Origin of the sequence: Roseibacillus ishigakijimensis (genome assembly GCF_016595415.1) — a bacterium.
Classification (GTDB): domain Bacteria; phylum Verrucomicrobiota; class Verrucomicrobiia; order Verrucomicrobiales; family Akkermansiaceae; genus Roseibacillus; species Roseibacillus ishigakijimensis.
Window position 1 is genome coordinate 91,686 of record NZ_JAENIO010000001.1, and the last position, 20,113, is coordinate 111,798.

General features: G+C 58.2%; 7 protein-coding genes. 5 read left to right on the plus strand and 2 right to left on the minus strand.

Features of this window, described 5'->3' with window-relative positions; translation table 11 throughout:
- Positions 1-38: 38 nt before the first annotated feature.
- The gene (locus JIN78_RS00400; RefSeq protein ID WP_200389937.1) at positions 39-1,478 is read right to left on the minus strand and encodes a Gfo/Idh/MocA family protein; all 1,440 of its coding nucleotides are present in this window, start codon (positions 1,476-1,478) and stop codon (positions 39-41) included.
- A gap of 146 nt (positions 1,479-1,624) precedes the next feature.
- Positions 1,625-6,952 (minus strand): C25 family cysteine peptidase, encoded by a 5,328-nt coding sequence (locus JIN78_RS00405; RefSeq protein ID WP_200389938.1) that lies wholly within the window; start codon positions 6,950-6,952, stop codon positions 1,625-1,627.
- A 183-nt stretch (positions 6,953-7,135) separates the two neighbouring features.
- Here JIN78_RS00405 and JIN78_RS00410 point away from each other — a divergent pair, with 183 nt between their 5' ends.
- The 5 genes from JIN78_RS00410 (at position 7,136) to galK (ending at position 20,020) form a co-directional block, all read left to right on the plus strand.
- Positions 7,136-7,543: a hypothetical protein gene (locus tag JIN78_RS00410; protein WP_200389939.1), complete on the plus strand. Its 408-nt coding sequence runs from the start codon at positions 7,136-7,138 to the stop codon at positions 7,541-7,543.
- Between the two features lie 200 nt (positions 7,544-7,743).
- The gene (locus JIN78_RS00415) at positions 7,744-11,745 is read left to right on the plus strand and encodes a galactose-binding domain-containing protein (protein ID WP_200389940.1); all 4,002 of its coding nucleotides are present in this window, start codon (positions 7,744-7,746) and stop codon (positions 11,743-11,745) included.
- Positions 11,746-12,010: 265 nt separating this feature from the next.
- The gene (locus tag JIN78_RS00420; protein WP_200389941.1) at positions 12,011-15,049 is read left to right on the plus strand and encodes a discoidin domain-containing protein; all 3,039 of its coding nucleotides are present in this window, start codon (positions 12,011-12,013) and stop codon (positions 15,047-15,049) included.
- A gap of 148 nt (positions 15,050-15,197) precedes the next feature.
- Positions 15,198-18,848 carry a glycoside hydrolase family 2 TIM barrel-domain containing protein gene (locus tag JIN78_RS00425; RefSeq protein WP_200389942.1) on the plus strand — a complete coding sequence of 1,217 codons (3,651 nt, stop codon included), beginning with the start codon at positions 15,198-15,200 and terminating at the stop codon, positions 18,846-18,848.
- Complete coding sequence (gene galK, locus JIN78_RS00430) at positions 18,845-20,020, plus strand: galactokinase (RefSeq protein WP_200389943.1); 1,176 nt, start codon at positions 18,845-18,847, stop codon at positions 20,018-20,020. The genes JIN78_RS00425 and galK overlap by 4 nt, the downstream gene beginning before the upstream one ends.
- The last annotated feature ends 93 nt before the right edge of the window (positions 20,021-20,113 follow it).

Below are 20,113 nucleotides of genomic sequence, written 5' to 3' on the forward strand. Positions count from 1 at the left end.
GAATTTTCTCCCCAGCTCTCTTCCTCAAGGGGGGCCAGTTAGGAAACCTTCGGCAAAGCGAACTCCTCCCGATAGCTCTCCTGGTCGAGCTCCTTGGCTTGAGCAGCGAAGTCTCCCAAGAAATTCTCGTCCGCATCCACTCCGAGAGGGACGCCCCGACCGAGAGAGGCTTCTCCCAAACCGTTGGCGAGGAGATGCTCACGCATCCGTTGAAAGGATTCCTGCACAAGGGGGCTGTCCAAGCTTGCGGCAATTTTCTCCGCAGACTGCTGCTTGCCCAAGGCCAGAGAGTGATTGCCCAAATGGGCCATTGCGGAACTGAGATGGCCAGACTCGGCATTCTGCATGGAAAGCTGTTTCTTCCGACCCACGGCGGCTTCGATGAACTCACCAAAGGCATCGCCCCGCTGCTGGAAGCGCTTCAACTCCTTGCCATCCCGGTCGTAAGCCACACAGGTGGGATGATGATCCCCGGTGACATATCCGCCTTCATACTCCAGCACATTGCCAATGCTCAGGCCGCGATACCGGTCCATGCCCGCTTCGTAATCGAGCCCTTTCTGCGGGAGGCCACGCACCTCGAAGAGAATGGGGGCGGGCTCAGTATCGTAATAAACGATCTGGGTATTGGGCACGTCGCCATCATCGGTATGGGCCAAACGCCCGCCGATGGAAAAGAGCTGGCGGGGCAAGGCCGCCGGATCTCCGATGGCCCAGCGGCAAATATCGAGCTGGTGCGGTCCCTGATTGCCCAGGTCGCCATTTCCGTAAGGGCTTTGCCAATGCCAGTCATAGTGAAACTGCTGCCGCCGCACCGGCTCTTCCGCACGGGGCCCCAACCAAAGGCTATAGTCCAGACCCTGGGGCGGAGTCTGGGGCTGACTGACCTTCCCAATCGATTTGCGGGGCTTGTAGCAAAAACCGCGGGCGAGGGTGAGGGTGCCGAGAGCCTTCTCCTCCCGGAGCCAAGCAAACATCTCACCCCAGGCGGAATTGCTGCGGTGTTGAAAGCCATGGGCAATGAGGACGCCGAATTTCTTTTGGGCGGCCGCCAGAATGCGCCCTTCGTGCACGTTGTGGGAGACCGGTTTCTCAACGTAGACATGTTTGCCTTGGGCGGCAGCCGTGATGGCGATGAGGGCATGGGTGTGATTGGGCGTGGCGATCATGACCGCATCGATCTCTTTGTCCTCGCAGACCTTGCGGTAGTCGCTGAAAGTGCGCAGCTGGGGCAAGGAGTGGTCCTTTTTCAAGGCCGCCACTTCCTTGGCCAAAACGGCCGGATCGACATCACAGACCGCAACCAGGCGGGCGTGAGGACTCTTCAAGACCGCTTGCAGATGGCTGCGGCCGCGCGAGCGAATGCCGATCACCGCGACGCGGAGTTGATCGTTGGCCCCCACCGCTTGGGCGAAGGGAGCAAGGGCGGCACCCGTTCCCAGAAAGGCACCTCTTTTGAGTAACTGACGACGATTCATCTCTACAAGCGACGCAGCGGGCGGAGGGAATGTTTCAGGAGAATCCCACTCAATCGGGTAACCCGGTTCAACAAGCCAAAAAAAATCCCCGTCCGGCGGTCCAGACGGGGATTTGGGAGAAAAAAGCAGGAGGGGCGGGATTGTGGTTAGTCCTCAGCCGCTTCCTTGGGCACCACGCGCAGGAGAGCCTTGTTCTCCTCCGCCGGTGGAGTGTAGGTCCACTCCACCTCGGTGCCCGCCTTGTCCCATTGCAAGAGCAACTCATTCCAGCGCTCCATCTGCAGACCCATGGCAAAGCCGCTGCCAGATTTCTCAATAACGAGTTGCCCCGGAGTGACCGTTTCGAGATCACCTTTGGTGAAGAAACCACTCTCCCTCAGAAGCGCGATACGGCTGGAGTCGTCGACCATCGGGTCGAGCCCCAGGGCCAGAAGCCCGACCTCGGTGCCATCATCGAGGGAGTCACCATCGCTATCCGGGTCGTTATCGCTGGTGCCATAGGTTTCCTCTTCCTGCAATTCGGTCAAGCCATCGCCATCGGCGTCTTCCGAACGGTCATCAAGAACGGAAATGACCGCCACTTTTTCGATGGGAGACTCGCCAGGGAAGGTCACCCGGTAGCGGATCGAGTATTCGCTCCGAATCTCATGATCCGCCAGGCCATTGAAGACCAGGTCACCCGCGACAATCCCGAACTGGTTATTGTCTTCGGAGCCGGTTCCTCCTGCCAGCACAATGGATTCCACAGGTCCGACTCCCTCCCAATGGGCGGTGAAGGTGCCGACGACGGTGCCATTCCCGGGCCCTTCGGGCACGGTCTGATTGCTCAGGTAGATGAGGGGCGACGGCGTCACCACAGTCTCGATATTCTGAGGAAGATCTTCCCCATCAAGCACGACCATTTGCGCCACCTGCAGGACCGGATCCGTCTCCAGCATCAGCTTGCCCTCATCATCGGTGAGGCCGCTGAAGCTGCTGCCGTCCTCGAAGACGAGATTGACGCGCAGACCTTTGGCTGCATTTTCAAGGGTATCCCGCACCACCAACTCGCGACCTCCTCCAACATTGAACAAGTCGCCATTGTAGACGAAGCGGGGATTGAGCCCCACCGCAGCCTTGCGGATGGTGAGCTCGGGATCACCCAGCAAGAGATAGCAGAAGGTGTTGTTGTCCCAGCAACCATCGATGCCGTAGTTCAGCGAAGAGAGGCGCTCGGCTTCCGCCAAGGCAGGCCCGAGGCGGTTGAAACCATTCTCGAAGATGGCCCGGAAAACACCCTTGGCCCGCTCGTGGTTCTCGGAAGTGTATGAATTGACACTCGCACTCCAGAAGGCCACCGCGCCGGCGTCTTCCAGGCTCATGAACTCTTCCCCGAGACAATCTGACTGACCGATGCGGTTGTTTTGGCAGGCAATGCTGTAGCAAATGGGGAAGGCCCCATTGGTCAGGGAGGCCAGCTCACTCGCTTCAAAGGAATTGCCCCAGGAACTGGTGCCATCCCAGCCCGCGATCATCTCGCTGGTATTGCCATGGCCGCGGTAAAGGACATGACCGGTGCCGGAGTTGATGGCATTGATCAAATCCTGATTGGTCGCCCTCGGGTCACTCGCACTGGAGGCCCCGGCATGGAGGAGGTTGAAGGTCGGCTGCAGATCGTAGTCGGGATAGTCCACAATCTGGTTGGCCGCCCGGGCATACTTCGAGGGGAAGGCGGCACTCACTCCCCGGGTGCCGTTGTCATTCTCGCTATTGGCCGCAATGGTCGCCCGCAGAGGCCAGGCCCCGAAAGCCGGATTGCGCTCGTAAGCGAGGATTTTGCCCAACTGGTTTTCCAAATCCGCCGCATCATCGTAGTCCACTGAGAGACGGCCCACGTAGAGAGAAGCGAACTTGTTGTCCCCGATGACTTCGTAAACATGGTCAGAAGCACCATTGGCAGCGAAGTCAGGACCGGCATCGATGTAGTCGGAACGACCTGATGGAATGACCTCGGTATCGCCGACTAGCAGGACATAGACCCCGTGGCAGTAGTTACGGTGGTAGTAGTTCTCGATGTATTCGTCCACTTCCTCCCAATCCTTGCCGATCGGATCGAGCGGACTCGTGCCGACCGTCGCAACGTCCACGGTGAGCCCCTTCTGCCGCTTCCAGGCAATGAAGTCCGCCAAGTCATCCACATACTCGCGGGGAGTGAGGATGAGGTAGCGGGCACTGCGGATGCTCACCACCGGGATGCGCAAGCGGTTGGCCTTGGCCAAGAGGGAGGCGCCGTTCAAGAATGCCGGCTTATTGACCCAGACATCATAGGGGATGCAATCGCGGGCTTTGCCGAGATTGATGGGATGCACGATGCGGAAGCGAGCGCGCTCCACCACCCGGAAGCCGGGCTGGCCGCCGACTTCGCAGAGCGGGATTTGGAACTCACATCCCTCGAAGCCGCCCATGCGCTCGGGCTGGGTCAGGCCCACGAAGTCCCCTCGATAGGGCTCCTTCAAATTGGCGAGGAAGGCCTCGTCCACCAGCTCCGGGGCCCGGTAGCCGGTATGGGCCTCTTGGTCCGAGCCCTGGAAGCCCCCGGGGACCAGGATCGGTTCCTCGGGGAAATCGCGCAGGGATTCCTCGATGGTCTCCAGGCGCAGTTCTTGTCCGACCTTGGCTCCCACCGCCGCCGCGATGAGACCGCGCACATGCGGGATGCCCGGGCGCGCTCCCCGGGGATCAATCCCGAGCTTGAGCATCTCCTCACCATTCCGGGGCATCTGCCCCACCGCCTGCTCCGGAAAGACCGGACGCGGCGCTCCCGTGCGCAGATTGAGCATATACTTCGTTTTAGACAGCTCGGCAGCCGGATCTTCGACCGGGAAGTTGAACCAACCGCGTTGATTCTTGGGCAGGAGTTGCTCCCGATCAGCCAACAATCCCTTCTCACCCAATAAGCCCCGCAATCCAATGAGATTGGTGGCGGCATCAAGGTCTTCCAACTCCGGCAAGCCCTCGCCCAAGGTGACCACCTCCGGCAATTCGATGCGGGTGAATTCCCGGTCGCCATAGGTCACTTTGATTTTCCAAAAGCCCGCCACGCGCAGCTCGATTTCCGTCTCGTTCTCCGAGCAGGAGCAGATCTCCACGGTGATGGGCGTGCCTTCCGGGCTCTCCGCCACCAGCGGGCACCACTCGCGGGTCGGAGCCGGCAGCTCAGGCTGGAATTCCTTGCTCCCGTCAGGCCCGGTGATGCTGTAGTTCAGAATCAGCGCAGGATCCGCCACTTTGAAGGGGACCTCCCCATTGCCATCGGTCACCCCGGTCAAGGTATCGCCATTTTTCAATTTGAGAGAGACGAGATAACCGCTCAATGAGCCTCCCGAAGCGCTCACTTGAACCCGCGGTTGGTAGGGGTTCTCGAACACCAGCGTCCCCTGCCAGCTTGGGATGGAGACACGGCGCTTGCGAATGGTAAGCTCCGGGTCACCGAGCAAGTTGTAACAGAAAGTGTTACTCTTCCAGGAAGAGCCCCCCCCAGTCGAATTGTAGGACAGCAATTCCGCCTGCGCGAGGGCCGGCCCGAGACGGGTGAAGCCGCTCTCATAAATCGCCCGGAAAATGCCCTTGGCCCGCTCATGGTTCTCACTGGTGTAGGAGTTTGCTGCCGCCCCAAAGTGGGCCACCGCTCCCGTGTCCGCGAGGTTCATCCAATCTTCCGCAATGGAATCATTGGCCCGCAGGAGACCATTTTGGCAGGAAATGGAGTAAACGATCGGGAAAGCGTTGTTATCCAACGCCGGCAAATCATTGAAGCGATCAAAGGAATTACCGTAGCTACTCGACCCATCCCAGCCCGCGACCCAGCTGCTCTGGCCACCATGACCGCGGTAGAGCACATGGCCCACCCCTTCGTCGATGGAATCAATGACATCCTGATTGACCGCTCGATAGGTGCTACTATTCGCCGCCCCGGCGTGCAGAACCTCGAAAGCGGGAGGATTGCTGTAAGAGCCATAGCCCGCGATCTCATTGACCGCCGCCGCATACTTCGAGGGATGGGTCGGATCGACTCCGTAATTGCCATTGCTATTCTGGCTATTGGCGGCCAGCAAGGCCCGGGTGGGCCAGTCCCCACTCACCGGATTGCGTTCGTAAGAGAGGATTTTGGCCAGTTGCACCAGCAGCTCCTCTTCATTGTCCACGGACAAGCGCCCGACATAGAGACTGGGAAAAACGTCGTTGCCGAGGACTTCATACACGTGGTCGGAGTCCGTGCTCGCGAAGTCGGGTCCCGCCGTCACATGGCTGGATCGCCCGCTGGGAATGGTATCCACATCTCCCACTAGGAGGACATAAACCCCGTGGCAGTAGTGCTTTTTGAAGTATTCTTCCAGATAGGCATCGATGCTGCCGCGATTGGCGGCCACATCATCCCCTACCCCGGAGCCGACGTAAGCAAAGTCCACCGACAGGCCCTTGCTATTCTTCCACCGGGCAAATTCATCCAACTCGTCGCGATAGCCACGGGGAGTCAGGATGAGATAACGGGCGGAGCGGGAGGACTCGATCTTGATCCCCTTGGCCGTCATGGCTTCGCGGATCGCCTCGCCGTTGATGAAGGGCAGCTTGAAGAGCCAGTGGTCCCAGCCGTAGGGGCATTCATACTGAATGGGGCCCGCTAGATGCTTGAGGTAGATGCGACCTCGCCAAACCACTTCGATTTCGCCAGGATTGAGATACTCCACCAGGGGCCAGCTGAGCTGGGCCGCTGCGAACTGACCCGCATTCCCCAGCAGTTCGATCTGAGGTTGGGGCGAGTCGCTTGGTTTCTCGTAGTAAGCCCGGTCAATGAACTGGGGCGCGAGAAAGCCAAAGGGCCCCTTGTCCTCTTGATCGAGGCCAGAATATCCGGCCGGCGCGAGAGGAGCGGACAACTTCACCCGCCGTCCCTCCAGAGGCTCACCATTGAGCTCGAGGTGTTTGGCCGCTGAGCCGGGATGAACGGAGGCCAGACCCTGCAAACGCGGAATGCCCGGACGAGCGCCAGCGGGCGAGACCCCGGCCTTGAGTAAACTGGCCAGATCCTGAATGCCCTCCCGACCGATTTTTTCCGGAATTCCCTCCTGGGGCATGGCAATTTGAAAAGCCTTGCGAAAGCGCTCTCCTACCGAGGCCTCCTCCTTGCTCTCCTCGGCAAAGGACCACCACCCGGGGCCACCGGGCTCACGAGGAAAACCCAGCCCCCCCAACTCCGGCTCCACAAAACGAATGGAGGTGAACTCCTCCTCCCCAAAATTCACCGTAGTCTGATAGAAGCCGGGAATCTGATACTCAAATACCGTCTCCCCTTCCGAGGCTTCGACTACTTCAATACGGAGAGGACTCCCCTCCGGGCTTTTGCCATCCAATGAGACCCAGGTCTCTTTTTCCTGCGCAAAAGAAATGCTCGCCACGACTATCCCCATGGCTAGGATTCCAAGCGTTCTTTTCATTTTTTCTAGATTTAATTTACATAGGCAATCATAATAATAGACATGGAATCCTCTAACAAAAAAGCTAGAAATGAAATTCCCGAAACGGTTGCCCATTTCTCAAACCGCAGGGCCGGAGGATTATTTTTTCTCCTCTGCGCTTTTTTCTGTGGAGGACATTTTCTCTTTTCTTGCGAACCAGCCATGACACTCCCCGACCACGATGTCGCCTTTGCCGCCGTCTTCAATCTCGCCGAGGGGGAATCCGCACCTCTCGTAGACGACGGCATCCGCCTGGCCCCAGTCGACCCTCGCCACCGCCGCAAAGTCTCCGCCGATCAGCTCGCGGCCCTCGTGCCCGCTCTCACCGGCTCCCATCCCCCCACCCGGGCCATCGACTACTTCCGCCCCACCGCCGGGATTTGGCTGGAGAAAGAGGGCAAGGTCGTCGGCTTTCTCGAATTCTCGTTGGAAAGCGCCAGCTACCGGAGCGACTGGACCGGGATCGCCCCCGCACTGGATTGGCCCGCCGTGGTCAAGTGGCTGAAACAACTCGGACTCAATCCCCAATGGGATGAGAAAGCCTACAAAAAATTACTACAATCAAACTAGGAAAGAAATACCATGTAACCTATTTTGAATTATTATATGAAAATTCCTTTGACACCGCCGTCTGATTCAAATCAGATGCTAGTTGCAAATCTTGCGGCGTTTTTTCTTTTCCGACAGAGATTCTCCTGACCCGGCTTGGGTCCGCGAATGTCCAGAGAGGAGGAGCATTCGCCCTTGGTTTGCGTAAACCACGTAAAACCATGAAAAAAAACCACCTCTTGAAGTCGTGGCTGGCCGTCTTGGCCGCCATCGGCCTGTCTGAAGCACAGGCCGTCCTGCTTGAGGTGCCAGTCCCTCTCTCGGGCGGCACCGCGGGCCAAAGCACCAACTACAACGGCACCTTCGTGGCGAGTCTCGCCCTCGATGGCAACACCGGCAACTTCACCCACACGGCGGTCGCCGATACCGCCCCCAAGTGGTGGGTCGACTTTCCCGCAGGGGAAGAAATCTCTCTCAATCTGCTGCGCATCCACAACCGCGACAGCTGCTGTCAAGGCCGCCTCTCCGACATCACCGTCGACCTCCTTGATGCCGACATGAACGTGATCGAGACCGTGGGTCCCCTGAACGTGGCCAATGCCGAGGGTGGTCCCGCTTTCCTCGAAATCACCTTTGAGGACGTGGTCTCTGGAGTGGCCTCCATTGAAATCAGCCGCATCGATAGCACGGCAGACACCCCCGGGGTCCTCTCCCTCGGCGAGGTGCAAGCCTTTCTCGTGCAAGAAGAATACGTGCCACCCGGGACCAATTTGACGAATGCGGGCATCGTCTCTCTCAGCGCGACCCAGTCCACCACCCTCGGCAACTACCATGGTGGTCTGGCGCTTGATGGTAACTTGGGCAATTACACCCACACCGTAGCGACAGACGAGGACCCCACCTGGACCGCCGATTTGGGAGCGGAGTTTCTCCTGCAACACCTCACCATCCACAATCGGGATGATTGCTGCCAAGACCGCTTGCAAGACATCTCAGTACGCATCTTGGACGGCTCTGACAGCGAAGTCTTTGCCACAACGGGCCTTCTGAATCCCGGCAACGCTCTGGAAAACCCGGAAGCCCTCACTCTCGATCTCATGGCTCTCAATGGAGGCAGCCCGATCATCGGGCAAAAGATCGAAATCAAACGCACCCCCTACGACACTACCAGCGAAACCAATCCCGATGGCATTCCCGATGACAACAGCGCGGTTCTTTCTCTCGGTGAAGTCGTCATCATCGGTGGCGAAGTGGGAACGGATAGCGACAGTGACGGCATCGCGGATGAGTACGAGCAGCGCTATGGCCTCACTATCGGCAGCAATGACAGTGCGACCGATCTGGATTCTGATGGGCTCAGCAATCTGGAGGAATACCAAGGTCTCGGAAATGCCAGCTTCTTGGGCGGCACCGATCCCACCGAAGCAGATAGCGACAGTGACGGGCTCACCGATGGAGCCGAGGTCAACACCCATCATACCAGTCCCTTCCTCGTCGATACCGACGGCGACAGTCTGAGCGATGGCGATGAAATCAACCTCCACTCGTCCTCACCCCTCCTGGTCGATACCGATGCGGATGGCTTCCCCGATGACGTCGAGGTCGCGGAGGGCTCTTTACCCAATGACAGCAATTCCCTGCCGGTATTGACCCTAGTCACGGCCATTGATGGTCTGCTAACAGGCGACATCACTGATCCGGAGGACGATGGCCTGGAAACGCCCGCGGATTTTGGCGAGGGCTTCAACTGGGCCTACCTCACCTCCTCATCAGAAGCGACCTTCGACAATGGTCAGGGCGCCTTCAACATCCTCGACAACCAAGTCGGCAATGGAGAGGAAAAATGGTGCTGCGACGCCCCACCCCAAAGCCTGACGGTGAGACTCCTGGAGGGCTACTCGCTCACCCACTTCACCCTGACCTCCTCCGGCGACAGCCCCCAGCGCGACCCTCGCAACTGGTTCATTGAGGGCTCGGTGGATGGCAATACCTGGGTCCAGATCTATCCCGTCGTGGGCTCCAACGACGACCCCAGCGGAGGCGGGGCAGGTCTTTGGACCGCCCGCAACCAAACGCTACGTTTCGACCTCCCTGCAGCAGTACCTAACGCCACCTTCAACTGGTATCGCTACCGGGTCGAAGCAACCAACTCCACCCAACACGCCTTGGGAGAACTTGAGCTCTTCGGGACCCTCGATGATACCGATAGTGACTCCGACGGTCTTCCCGATTGGTTTGAAAACAACTACCCCTTTCTCGACCCCAACAGCGCCGCAGACGCGAGCCAAGACGGGGATTCCGACGGGCTCACCAACCTGGAAGAATACGCAGGTATCGCTGGCAGCGATTTCCTCGGAGGGACCGACCCCGGCAATGCCGACACTGATGGCGATGGCGCCAATGACGCCACGGAAGTGAAAACCGTCCTCTCCAACCCCTTCGACCCCGATACCGATGGTGATGGTCTCACGGATGGTGAAGAACTCAACACCTACTCCACCTCGCCTCTGCTGGCCGATACCGATGAGGATGGCTTCAGCGATTCCTTCGAGATCGACTTCGGCACCAGCCCCACTGATGGCAGCGATGTCCCTCTGCACACCGCCATCTCCATCCTGGATGGACTGCTCGGAGGGGACTTCACCGACCCCAATGACAACGGAACGGAAATCCCGGCGGAAACAGGCTCCTACTTCGACTGGAACACCATTTCTTCCAGTTCCGAATCATTCTTCAATGGCGCGGAAGGTGCCTTCAACGTCTTTGACAATCAGGTCGGTGGCGGTGGCGCCAAATGGTGCTGCGACGCTGCGCCGCAATGGATTGCGATGGAGATGTATGGTTCCTACTCCCTGACCCACTTCACGGTCACTTCCTCCAACGACAGTCCCCAGCGGGATCCTCGTGATTGGTTCATCGAAGGGTCCACCGATGGCGTCACCTGGGAGGTCATCTATCCGGTGGCCAACTCGGCCGATGACCCTAGCGGAGGCGGGGCCGGGCTTTGGAACGCGCGCAACCAAACCCTGCGCTTCGATCTCCCCAGCCCCTCCCCATTCTACCAGCACTTCCGCTACCGGGTGGAAGCCACCAACTCCACCCAGCATGCCTTGGGAGAGATCGAGCTCTTTGGAACAGTGGACAATACAGACACCGACAACGACGGCCTGCCCGATTGGTATGAAAACAAATACGCGGGACTGGATGCCAACAACAACGCCGATGCCGCAGCCGATGGAGACGGGGATGGTCTCAGCAATCTCGCGGAATACGGCTATGGCTCCGAGCCCGAAGTGGCGGACTTTGACAACGACGGTCTCAATGACCTCGGAGAACAAACAGCAGGCACCAGCCCATTCGTCGCCGACTCTGACGACGATGGCTTCAGTGATGGTCTCGAAGTGGCCCGGGGATCGAGCCCCCTCGATTTCAATGAAGTGCCGACCCTGGACCCCATCCTCTTTGGCGACTACCAGAGCATCACCGGGACCGAGGCGGACTTCGACACGCGGGGGCAGCTGATTCACGCCTGGAACGGCGGAGCAGCCCCGGTAACCGTTTTTGGCATCCCCTTCACTCCCACCAATCTTCTGGGAGCAACGGCTACCGGCCTCGACCCCTGGGATCAGCGTCCCGGCAGCGATGCCAACTACGAGACCCTCATCGATAGTGGCAGCTATGGGGGCGGCACCAACCGCATCGTCCTCGAGATTCCCAACCTGGCGGTGGGAGAGGAACACCTCATCCAAATTTGGGCCGTGGACTCGCGGGCCAACTTTGCGGGCCGGACCTACACCTTCGAGACCGATATTGACAACTATGTCGTCCTCGAGGGGGGCAATCCAACCGCCGATCCCCCCCGGGCCGGCGAATATGCGGTAGGGACCTTCACCCCGACTGACAGCAGTGTCTACCTCATCACCTACGGGTCTTCCACCGCGCAATACAACGCCATCATGGTGCGGCAGCTCACCGGTGTCGTCTACGATCCCGAGATCACTGGCATCGCCCACGATGGCAATGAGGTGACCATCTCGGCGACTGGACTGGATGCGGCCGTCACCTATGAACTGCGTAGCAGCCCCGACCTGGCCACGCCCTTCGCCCCGCTCACCCCAGCCGTGGAGGTGACGGGCCAAGCGGCAGCCGATTTCGTGGACCCCTCCCCTGCCGCCGACCGCCGGTTCTACCAAATTTGGCAGGTCCCTGCGCAAGGGAACTAACAAGGATGGGCTCTCAAAGGACAAGAAAAGAACAATAGAAAATTCAAGTCACATCCCTCGTCGTTCCAGCGACGAGGGATTTTTTTAACTAAAAATTGAGAAGAAATATTATTTTTGTTGACAGGAAATAGGGTTTTTTATCAAGTGATATTTCTCAAATAGGGATGATTTTTTTCATTTTTGATTTTAACGGCAGGCAATCTGCCATGAAGGTTGAAAATCCGAAGAATTCACCATCCTCAATTTGCCAATCAAACCCCATATCATGAAAAAACATCAACTCTTGAAACCCTGGCTAGCGGCCCTAGGGCTCTTCTTCGGCTTGAGCCAAGCTCAAGCAACAATGGTGAGGCTCGCAGTCGATTTATCGGCTGGGACAGCTGGCCAGAGCACCACCCACTCCGCCCAGTTCGCAGCTGATCGAGCAATCGATGGCATTCTGACCAATGTCACTAATACGCTAACATCTGACCCCTCTCCACGTTGGTGGGTTGATTTTCCAGTGGGCGATGAAATTGCCGTTCAGGTGCTTCGCATCCACAACCGGGATAACTGTTGTCAGGCCCGGCTCTCGGATATTACCATCACTCTTCTTAACAGCAGCGACAATGTCATTGAGACGGTGGGCCCTCTCAATGTCGCCAACGTCGATGGAGGGCCGGAATTCCTGGAAGTCGAGTTCCCATCGCCAATAAGCGACGTCGCCACGATAGAAATCAGCAGGATCAATAGTACCGCCGAGCAACCCGGCGTCTTGGCCATTGCCGAAGTGCAGGCGTTTGTTTTTGAGGAACAAAAAATTCCTCTTGCCACCAATATCGGACGAGTGGAAACAGTCAACCGAATTGTCAGCCAAAGTTCCTCAAATGCCTCGGCGGCGAACGGAGTCGACGGCAATTACGGAAACTTCACCCACACCCTCCCCAGTGACGAAAATCCTGCTTGGACCATCGACTTTGGCGAAGACATGGTCTTTCAGGCAACCACCATTTTCAACCGCGTCGATTGTTGCCCGGGACGCTTTCGGGACCTCTTTGTTGAAGTCCTCGCTTCAGACGATAGTGTTCTGTTTAAGAGCGATATCCTAAACCCTGGCAACGAATTGAATAGTCCCTCTTCTCTCTCGGTGGATTTGATGACCCTCAACGACGGTGCGCCCTTCGTCGGTCAAAAATTACGCATTAGCCGCGTCCCGCTGAATGAGGATCCGCAGACCGCAGATGGAGCTGTTCTCTCAATGAGTGAAGTGGAAATCTACGGAGGGAGCCCTTTCCCTGATACCGACAACGATGGTATGGACGATGACTATGAGACCCAATACGGACTGAACATAGGGACCGACGACAGTGGTGAAGATGCGGATGGTGATGGCTTGACCAACATTCAGGAATTCAACGGCACCGGAGTTGCCAATTACTTGGGAGGAACTGATCCGACGAATGCAGATGTTGATGAAGATGGTCTCAATGACTTTCAGGAAGTGTCCACCCACCAAACTGATCCCTTTGTAGCCGATACCGACGAGGATGGCTTGCTGGATGGAGAAGAGGTCAACACGACCAACACAGATCCCCACCAATTTGACAGCGATGGGGACACCTATAGCGACGGAATGGAAGTCTCGCAGGGCTCGAACCCCAATGACCCCAACAGTGTGCCCATTCACACAATGATTACCACCGTCTCTGGGCTCTTGGGAGGCGACATCACCAATCCCTACAACCATGGGGTGGAAACTCCTGCCGAAACTGGAACCTTCTTCAACTGGAAGACCATCACCGCGACTTCCCAAGCCTACTTTAACGCGCCCGAAGGAGCCTTCAACATCTTTGACAACAGGATCGGAGGAGCTAACGACAAATGGTGCTGTGAAAGCCCTCCCCAAGCGGTGACCCTGGAGATGCACGGAAGCTACTCCCTCACCCACTTCACAGTGACCTCTTCCAATGACAGTCCGGAACGCGACCCGCGGGAATGGGCTATCCAAGGTTCCAATGATGGGGTGACTTGGGAGAACATCTATCCCGTCCCAGGCTCGGCCGACGATCCCAGTGGCGGAGGCAATGGTCTCTGGACGGGACGCAACCAAACTCGCCGCTTCGACCTGCCGGACCCAAGTGCTTCTTACCGCTATTTCCGCTATCAAGTCGAGACGACCGGTTCCAACCTCCACGCCTTGGGTGAGATCGAGTTCTTCGGCACTGTCGATGAGACCGATAGCGATAATGACGGCCTGCCGGATTGGTATGAGAGCAAATACGCTTTCCTCAACCCGAATGACCCCAGCGATGCTTCTCTTGATGAGGATGGGGATCTTCTGAGCAATCTCGAAGAATATCAATTCACCTCCGAACCGGGAGTGGCTGATACCGAAGGCGATGGCGTTGATGACAAAACTGAGAAAGATAATGGGGCCAATCCCTATTCCTCCGATAGCGATGTTGATGGTTTCACCGATTTGGTAGAAGTGGCCCGGGGATCGGACCCTGCGGATGCCGGGTCGCTGCCTCCTCTCGATCCGATCAACTTCGTGATTGTAGACGACGAGGCCTACCAACCGATCACGGGCACGGCAGCCGACTTCGACACCCGTGGGCAATTGGTTTATGCTTGGAATGGTGGTGCCATCGACGTCACCGTTTTCGGGATTCCTTTCCAAGCCAGCAACTTGCTCGGCTCGACGGCAAGCGGATTGGACCCATGGAACCAGCGTCCCGACTCTGATCCCAACTACGAGACTCTTCTCGACACAATTAGCTGGAGCAGCGCAAGGCCGCGCATCCTTGAGATTCCTAATCTTGTGATCGGGGAAGAGTATCTCATTCAGTTTTGGGTAGCTGATACAAGAAGTGGCACATCTGATCGCACCTACTTCTTCGAAACAAATAACATGAATTCGGTAGGTCTTCTGGCAGGAAACACCTCCAACAACCCCCCGGATGTTGGGGAATTTGCGGTCGCCACCTTCACCCCAACGATGAGCGATACGATGTATGTTTTTGCCGACGGCACGGCAGCTGCACAATACAACGCCATCATGGTGCGGCAGCTCACCGGTGTCGTCTACGATCCCGAGATCACCGGCATCGTCCACGATGGCAACGAGGTGACCATCTCGGCGACTGGACTGGATGCGGCCGTCACCTATGAACTGCGTAGTAGTCCCGACCTGGCCACGCCCTTCGCCCCGCTCACCCCAGCCGTGGAGGTGACAGGCCAAGCGACAGCCGACTTCGTGGACCCCTCCCCTGCCGCCGACCGCCGGTTCTACCAAGTCTGGCAGGTTGTCCCGGCCACCGAATAGCGGCGCGAACGAGCACCTCCCCCTCTCTCCCCCGTCGGCTTTGCCCGGCGGGGGATTTTTTTTGCAATCCCGCCTCAGTCGTTGACTTGGAAACGTCTCTCCTTGCCCCGAAAGAAAGATGCCTCTAGCCTGTGGCCACAAACTCATGATGAAACTCCTGCCCTCCGCAGTGGTGGCCGCGGTCTGCTCCACCCTTTATGCTGACACCGCTCCCGATTGGGAGAACGAAGCGGTCTTCCGCATCAACAAGGAAGAGCCCCATGCCACCAAGATGCCTTTCCCGGCTGGAGAAGTGAACGAGCAGCGCCTCCAGTCGCCCTACGCACAGGTACTCAATGGCACTTGGAAGTTCCACCATGTGGGCCACCCCGACCAACGGCCCAAGGATTTTTACAAGGTCGATTTCGATGTTTCGGGCTGGGACGAGATCAAGGTGCCTTCCAACTGGCAGATCGAAGGCTATGGCACGCTCATTTACTCGAATGCCACCTATCCCTTTGCCAAAAATCCTCCCCTGGTCATGGACACCCCTCCCGGCAACTTCCTGACCTACCCGGAAGACAACCGCAACCAAGTGGGCTCCTACCGCCGCACCTTCACCATTCCAAAGGACTGGCAGGACCGGCAGACCTTCATCGCCTTCGAGGGGGTCGATTCCGCCTTCTATCTCTGGGTCAACGGAGAAAAGGTCGGCTACTCTCAGGACTCCCGCACCACGGCAGAATTCCGCATCACCGACTTCCTGAAAGAAGGCGAGAACACCCTGGCAGTGGAAGTTTATCAGTATAGCGACGGCTCCTATCTCGAAGATCAGGACATGTGGCGCCTCTCCGGCATCTTCCGCGACGTCTATCTCTGGTCGGCCGGACAAGCCGATATCGCTGATTTTGAAACGGGAGCCACCGTAGCTGAGGATGACACAACCGCCATTCTCAAGCCCACTCTCACCTTCCGCAACTTCGCGGACCAGGAGCAGAAAGCCAGCTATCAAATTTCCTTGGGTGAAGAGACCTACTTTGAAGGCGAAGTCGCCCTCCCCGCTGGGGAACGCACGGTGGTGGAGCATCAGGAAGTGCGCCTGGGAGAGCTCCCCCTCTGGACCGCCGAAACCCCCAATCTCCACGATTTCCGTCTGACCGTGCAGGTCGAGGGCCAAGAGCCGGTGGTTTACGCTCACAAAACCGGCTTCAAGCGCCAGGAAATCAAGAATGGTCAGTTTCTCATCAATGGCAGGCCGGTTTTGTTCAAAGGCATCAACCGACACGATCACGATCCAGAGACGGGTCACTACGTGAGCGAGGAATCCATGCGCCGCGACATCCTCGTCATGAAATCTTTGAACATGAATGCGGTGCGCTGTTCCCACTACCCCAATGATCCCCGCTTCCTCGAACTCTGCGACGAGCTGGGCCTCTACGTCATCGACGAGGCTAATCTGGAGGCCCACGGGACCGGTTGGGGCCACTGGGCCCAGGAATCGTTGGCCAAGAATCCGTCTTGGAAAGAAGCCCACCTTGATCGGGTGCGCAACATGCTGGAGCGCGACAAGAACCACCCTTCCATCGTGATGTGGTCCATCGGCAACGAGTCCGGCGACGGTGTCAATACCATCGCCGCGTCCGACTATCTCCGCGAGCGCGACCCTTCCCGACCCGTTCACTACGAACAGGCTGCCGAGTTTGATCACGTCGATTTGATCACCCCCATGTATCAGCCCATCCATGGCACCAGAGAATGGGTCAAGCGGGAAGAAGAGAAGCCTCTCGCCGAACAACGCCCCAACATTCAGTGCGAATATTCCCACGCCATGGGCAATTCCTCCGGCAATCTGGCCGACTACTGGGACCTCTGGCGCAGCGAGCGACTCTTGCAAGGAGGCTTCATCTGGGACCTCATTGACCAGGGCCTCAGCGCCAAGAAGCATCCCGCCGACATCTGCGGACCCGATACCCACCTGATGGGAGTGCTCACCGAACGGGATGGTTTGCCCGCCGGGGGAGTCCTGGTGGCCAACAAAGACACCCTGACCCCCAAGAAATCATTGAGAATCGTAGCCCGCGCCCGCGGCAACAAAGCCCCCCAAGTAGGCAGCGAGAACAACAATCGCAACGAGTCCGATGGCTACCCCATTGTCACCAAGGGAGACACCTCCTACTCCCTGAAAGTGGACGCCTCGAACCAGAACCTCGAGTTCTTCGTCTACACCGACACCTGGCACGCCGTCACCGCTCCCCTGCCCCAGGATTGGCAGAGTAAGTTCCATGACATTGTGGGTGAATACGATGGCGAGAAGCTGACCCTCTCCATTGGCGGAAAGCAAGTGGCCCAACGGGCGCTCAAAGGCAGCCCCCACCAGAATGAATTCGACCTCGCTATTGGCCTGAACACCGAGAAGCCCTCCCGGCGCTTCGATGGCTCCATCGCCCGCGTGCGCGTCGATCTGGACGGGGAAAAAGTCGTCGACTGCAACTTCCAGGAACTGGCCAAACAGCCCCGCACCCGGGACTTCCAGGCCTACGGTGGTGACTTCGGCGACCAACCCAATGACCGCAGCTTCTGCCTCAATGGCGTGGTCCGGCCCGACCGGAGCTGGAGCCCGCAGGCCCACGAGGTCCACAAGGTGCACGAGCCCGTCCACCTCTTCCGCACCGGTCTGGCAGAAGGCAATGGCCCACTGCGCTTCCGCCTCTATAATGAATACGACTTCATCGACCTCAGTCACTTGAAGGGACGCTACGAAGTGCGCGAAGACGGCCGGGTGATTCATCAGGCGGACTTTGAGATTCCCGCCTGTGCCGCAGGCGAAACCGTTGACCTGATCCTCGCGCGCCCGGAAGTCGAGATGCGCTCGGACCGGGAATATCACCTCCGTTTCCTCTTCAATGAAAAGGCTGGCGACAAACGCCAGGTAGCCTTCTCCGAGTTTCTCCTGCAGGCAGCCCGCTCCGCCGATCGTCCCGAAGCAGCGGAAGTCACTTGGCAAGAGAATGATAAGACCGTAACGGCAAAAACCACCACAGTCACGGCGGTCTTTCAAAAAGACACGGGCTCGCTCTTGTCCTATCAGGTGGACGGCGAGGAGCAACTGGCCGCCCCGCTCGGCCTCGACTTTTGGCGCGTCCCCATCAACAACGACGAGGGGGCCCGACTGCCCTTCCGCCTCAATCCCTGGTATGACGTCAGCAAGAGCTCGCGCTCCAAAAAAGTGGAACTCGACGGCAACCATGCCCACTTCGACATCAGCCTCGGAGTTGGCAACAGCGACGCCGTCCTGAACTACTTTTTCCAAGAAGACGGTCAGCTGGAAGTAGAGGTCAAACTCTGGCCCCGGGAAGCCCCCATGATGCCCCGCTTTGGCATGAGCACCCAGCTGAAGGCCACGGACTGGAAGTGGTTCGGACTTGGCCCGCATGAGAACTACATTGACCGCAAGCGTTCCGCTTGGACCGGAGTCCATGGAGGGAAAGTGAACGAACTCTTTGACTACTACTTGGATCCACAAGAGTCAAGCAACCGCACAGAGGTCCGCTGGACCCGTTTTGGCGAACTCACCTTCCAAGCGGTGGGTGATCGCCGGCTGGAAGTAGCGGCCTACCCCCACGACCCTTTGGATATCGAGCTAGCCCGCCATCCCATCGACCTCCGGCCGAGTGAAACGACCTTCGTCCATCTCGATTTCGGCCAATTGGGCCTGGGGGGCACGAATTCGTGGGGCGAGCTTCCGCTGGAAAAATATCGCCTTCCCGCTCACGGTCAGTATCAATACTCCTTCCGAATCATTCCCGCGAAAACCCGATGACCCTGCAACCCAACGACAACCTTGCCGACCTTGCCTCCGACGCCAAGTCCCAGCTGAAATACTTCTTCGACAGCGACGCCACTTTCGTGGCGGCTGCCCCCGGCCGGGTCAACTTGATCGGGGAACACATTGATTACTGCGACGGCTTTGTCCTGCCACTGGCCATCGAGCGTTACATCGTCATCGCCGCAGCTCCCAATGGCAAAAACGAGATTCACCTGCGCTCGGTGGGCCAACCGGAGGCGGTCATCCCGCTGGATGGCGAAATCACCCTCGGCGAACCCAAGTGGAGCAACTATGTGCGTGGAGTCGTGGCTGGCTTCCGCGCCCGGGGGCACGAGATTCCCGGCTTCGATGCCTGCTTTGTCTCCAGCGTGCCGACCGGGGGAGGGCTCTCTTCCTCGGCGGCTCTGGAATGCGCAGTCGCCACTCTCTTGGAAGGATTCCTCGACACCACATTGGACACCAAGGAAAAGGCTCTCCTAGCCCAGAAGGCCGAACACGAATTCGCAGGCGTGCCCTGCGGCATCATGGACCAGTTTGCCTCCGCCTTTGGCCAAAAGGATCAACTCGTGCTCATCGACTGTCAGAGCGAGGAGCCCGAGCTGGTGCCCTTCACCAATGCAGAATTAGAGATCCTCGTGGCCAATACCAAGGTCTCCCACGACCTCTCCGATGGGGGCTATGCAGCCCGCCGCAAGGATACCGAGGACGGTCTTGCTGCCGTTGGTAAAAGCAGTTGGCGCGACGTCACTCGGGATGAAGTGGAGGCCGCCAAGGACGCCATGGGTGACCGTGTGTTCCGCCGCTCACGCCACGTCGTCAGCGAAATCGAGCGCACCATCCAGGCCGCACAGTGCTTTAAAAGTAACGACTACGGAGATATTGGTCGCCTCATGAAGGCTTCCCACGAATCCCTCCGCGACGACTTCGAGGTCTCCTGCCGCGAACTCGACCTCATGGTAGAAATCGCGGAAAGCATCGGGCAGGGTGGGGGAGTACTGGGCTGCCGAATGACCGGGGGCGGCTTTGGCGGCTCGACCGTCACCCTCTGTCACCGCGAACAAGCCCGCGAAATCGCCACCGCGATGCACGAGCACTACCTCGCGGAAACCAAGATCGCGCCCGAAATCTTCGCCACCCGTCCCGCCCAAGGCGCTCATCTTTTGTAGCTTGAGTCCTTTTCGACCAGTGAGAGAGACCTCCTGCGGGTCTCTCTCGCCCCCGAATCTTCTCTTGAAAACAACCTGAATACCAGTAGCGTA

What these genes read in the sequence shown, in the direction of transcription:
- JIN78_RS00405 (WP_200389938.1), bottom strand. Translation starts at nt 6,952, where the DNA reads ATGAAAAGAACGCTTGGAATCCTAGCCATGGGGATAGTCGTGGCGAGC.
- JIN78_RS00425 (WP_200389942.1), top strand. Translation starts at nt 15,198, where the DNA reads ATGAAACTCCTGCCCTCCGCAGTGGTGGCCGCGGTCTGCTCCACCCTT.
- galK (WP_200389943.1), top strand. Translation starts at nt 18,845, where the DNA reads ATGACCCTGCAACCCAACGACAACCTTGCCGACCTTGCCTCCGACGCC.
- JIN78_RS00415 (WP_200389940.1), top strand. Translation starts at nt 7,744, where the DNA reads ATGAAAAAAAACCACCTCTTGAAGTCGTGGCTGGCCGTCTTGGCCGCC.
- JIN78_RS00410 (WP_200389939.1), top strand. Translation starts at nt 7,136, where the DNA reads ATGACACTCCCCGACCACGATGTCGCCTTTGCCGCCGTCTTCAATCTC.
- JIN78_RS00400 (WP_200389937.1), bottom strand. Translation starts at nt 1,478, where the DNA reads ATGAATCGTCGTCAGTTACTCAAAAGAGGTGCCTTTCTGGGAACGGGT.
- JIN78_RS00420 (WP_200389941.1), top strand. Translation starts at nt 12,011, where the DNA reads ATGAAAAAACATCAACTCTTGAAACCCTGGCTAGCGGCCCTAGGGCTC.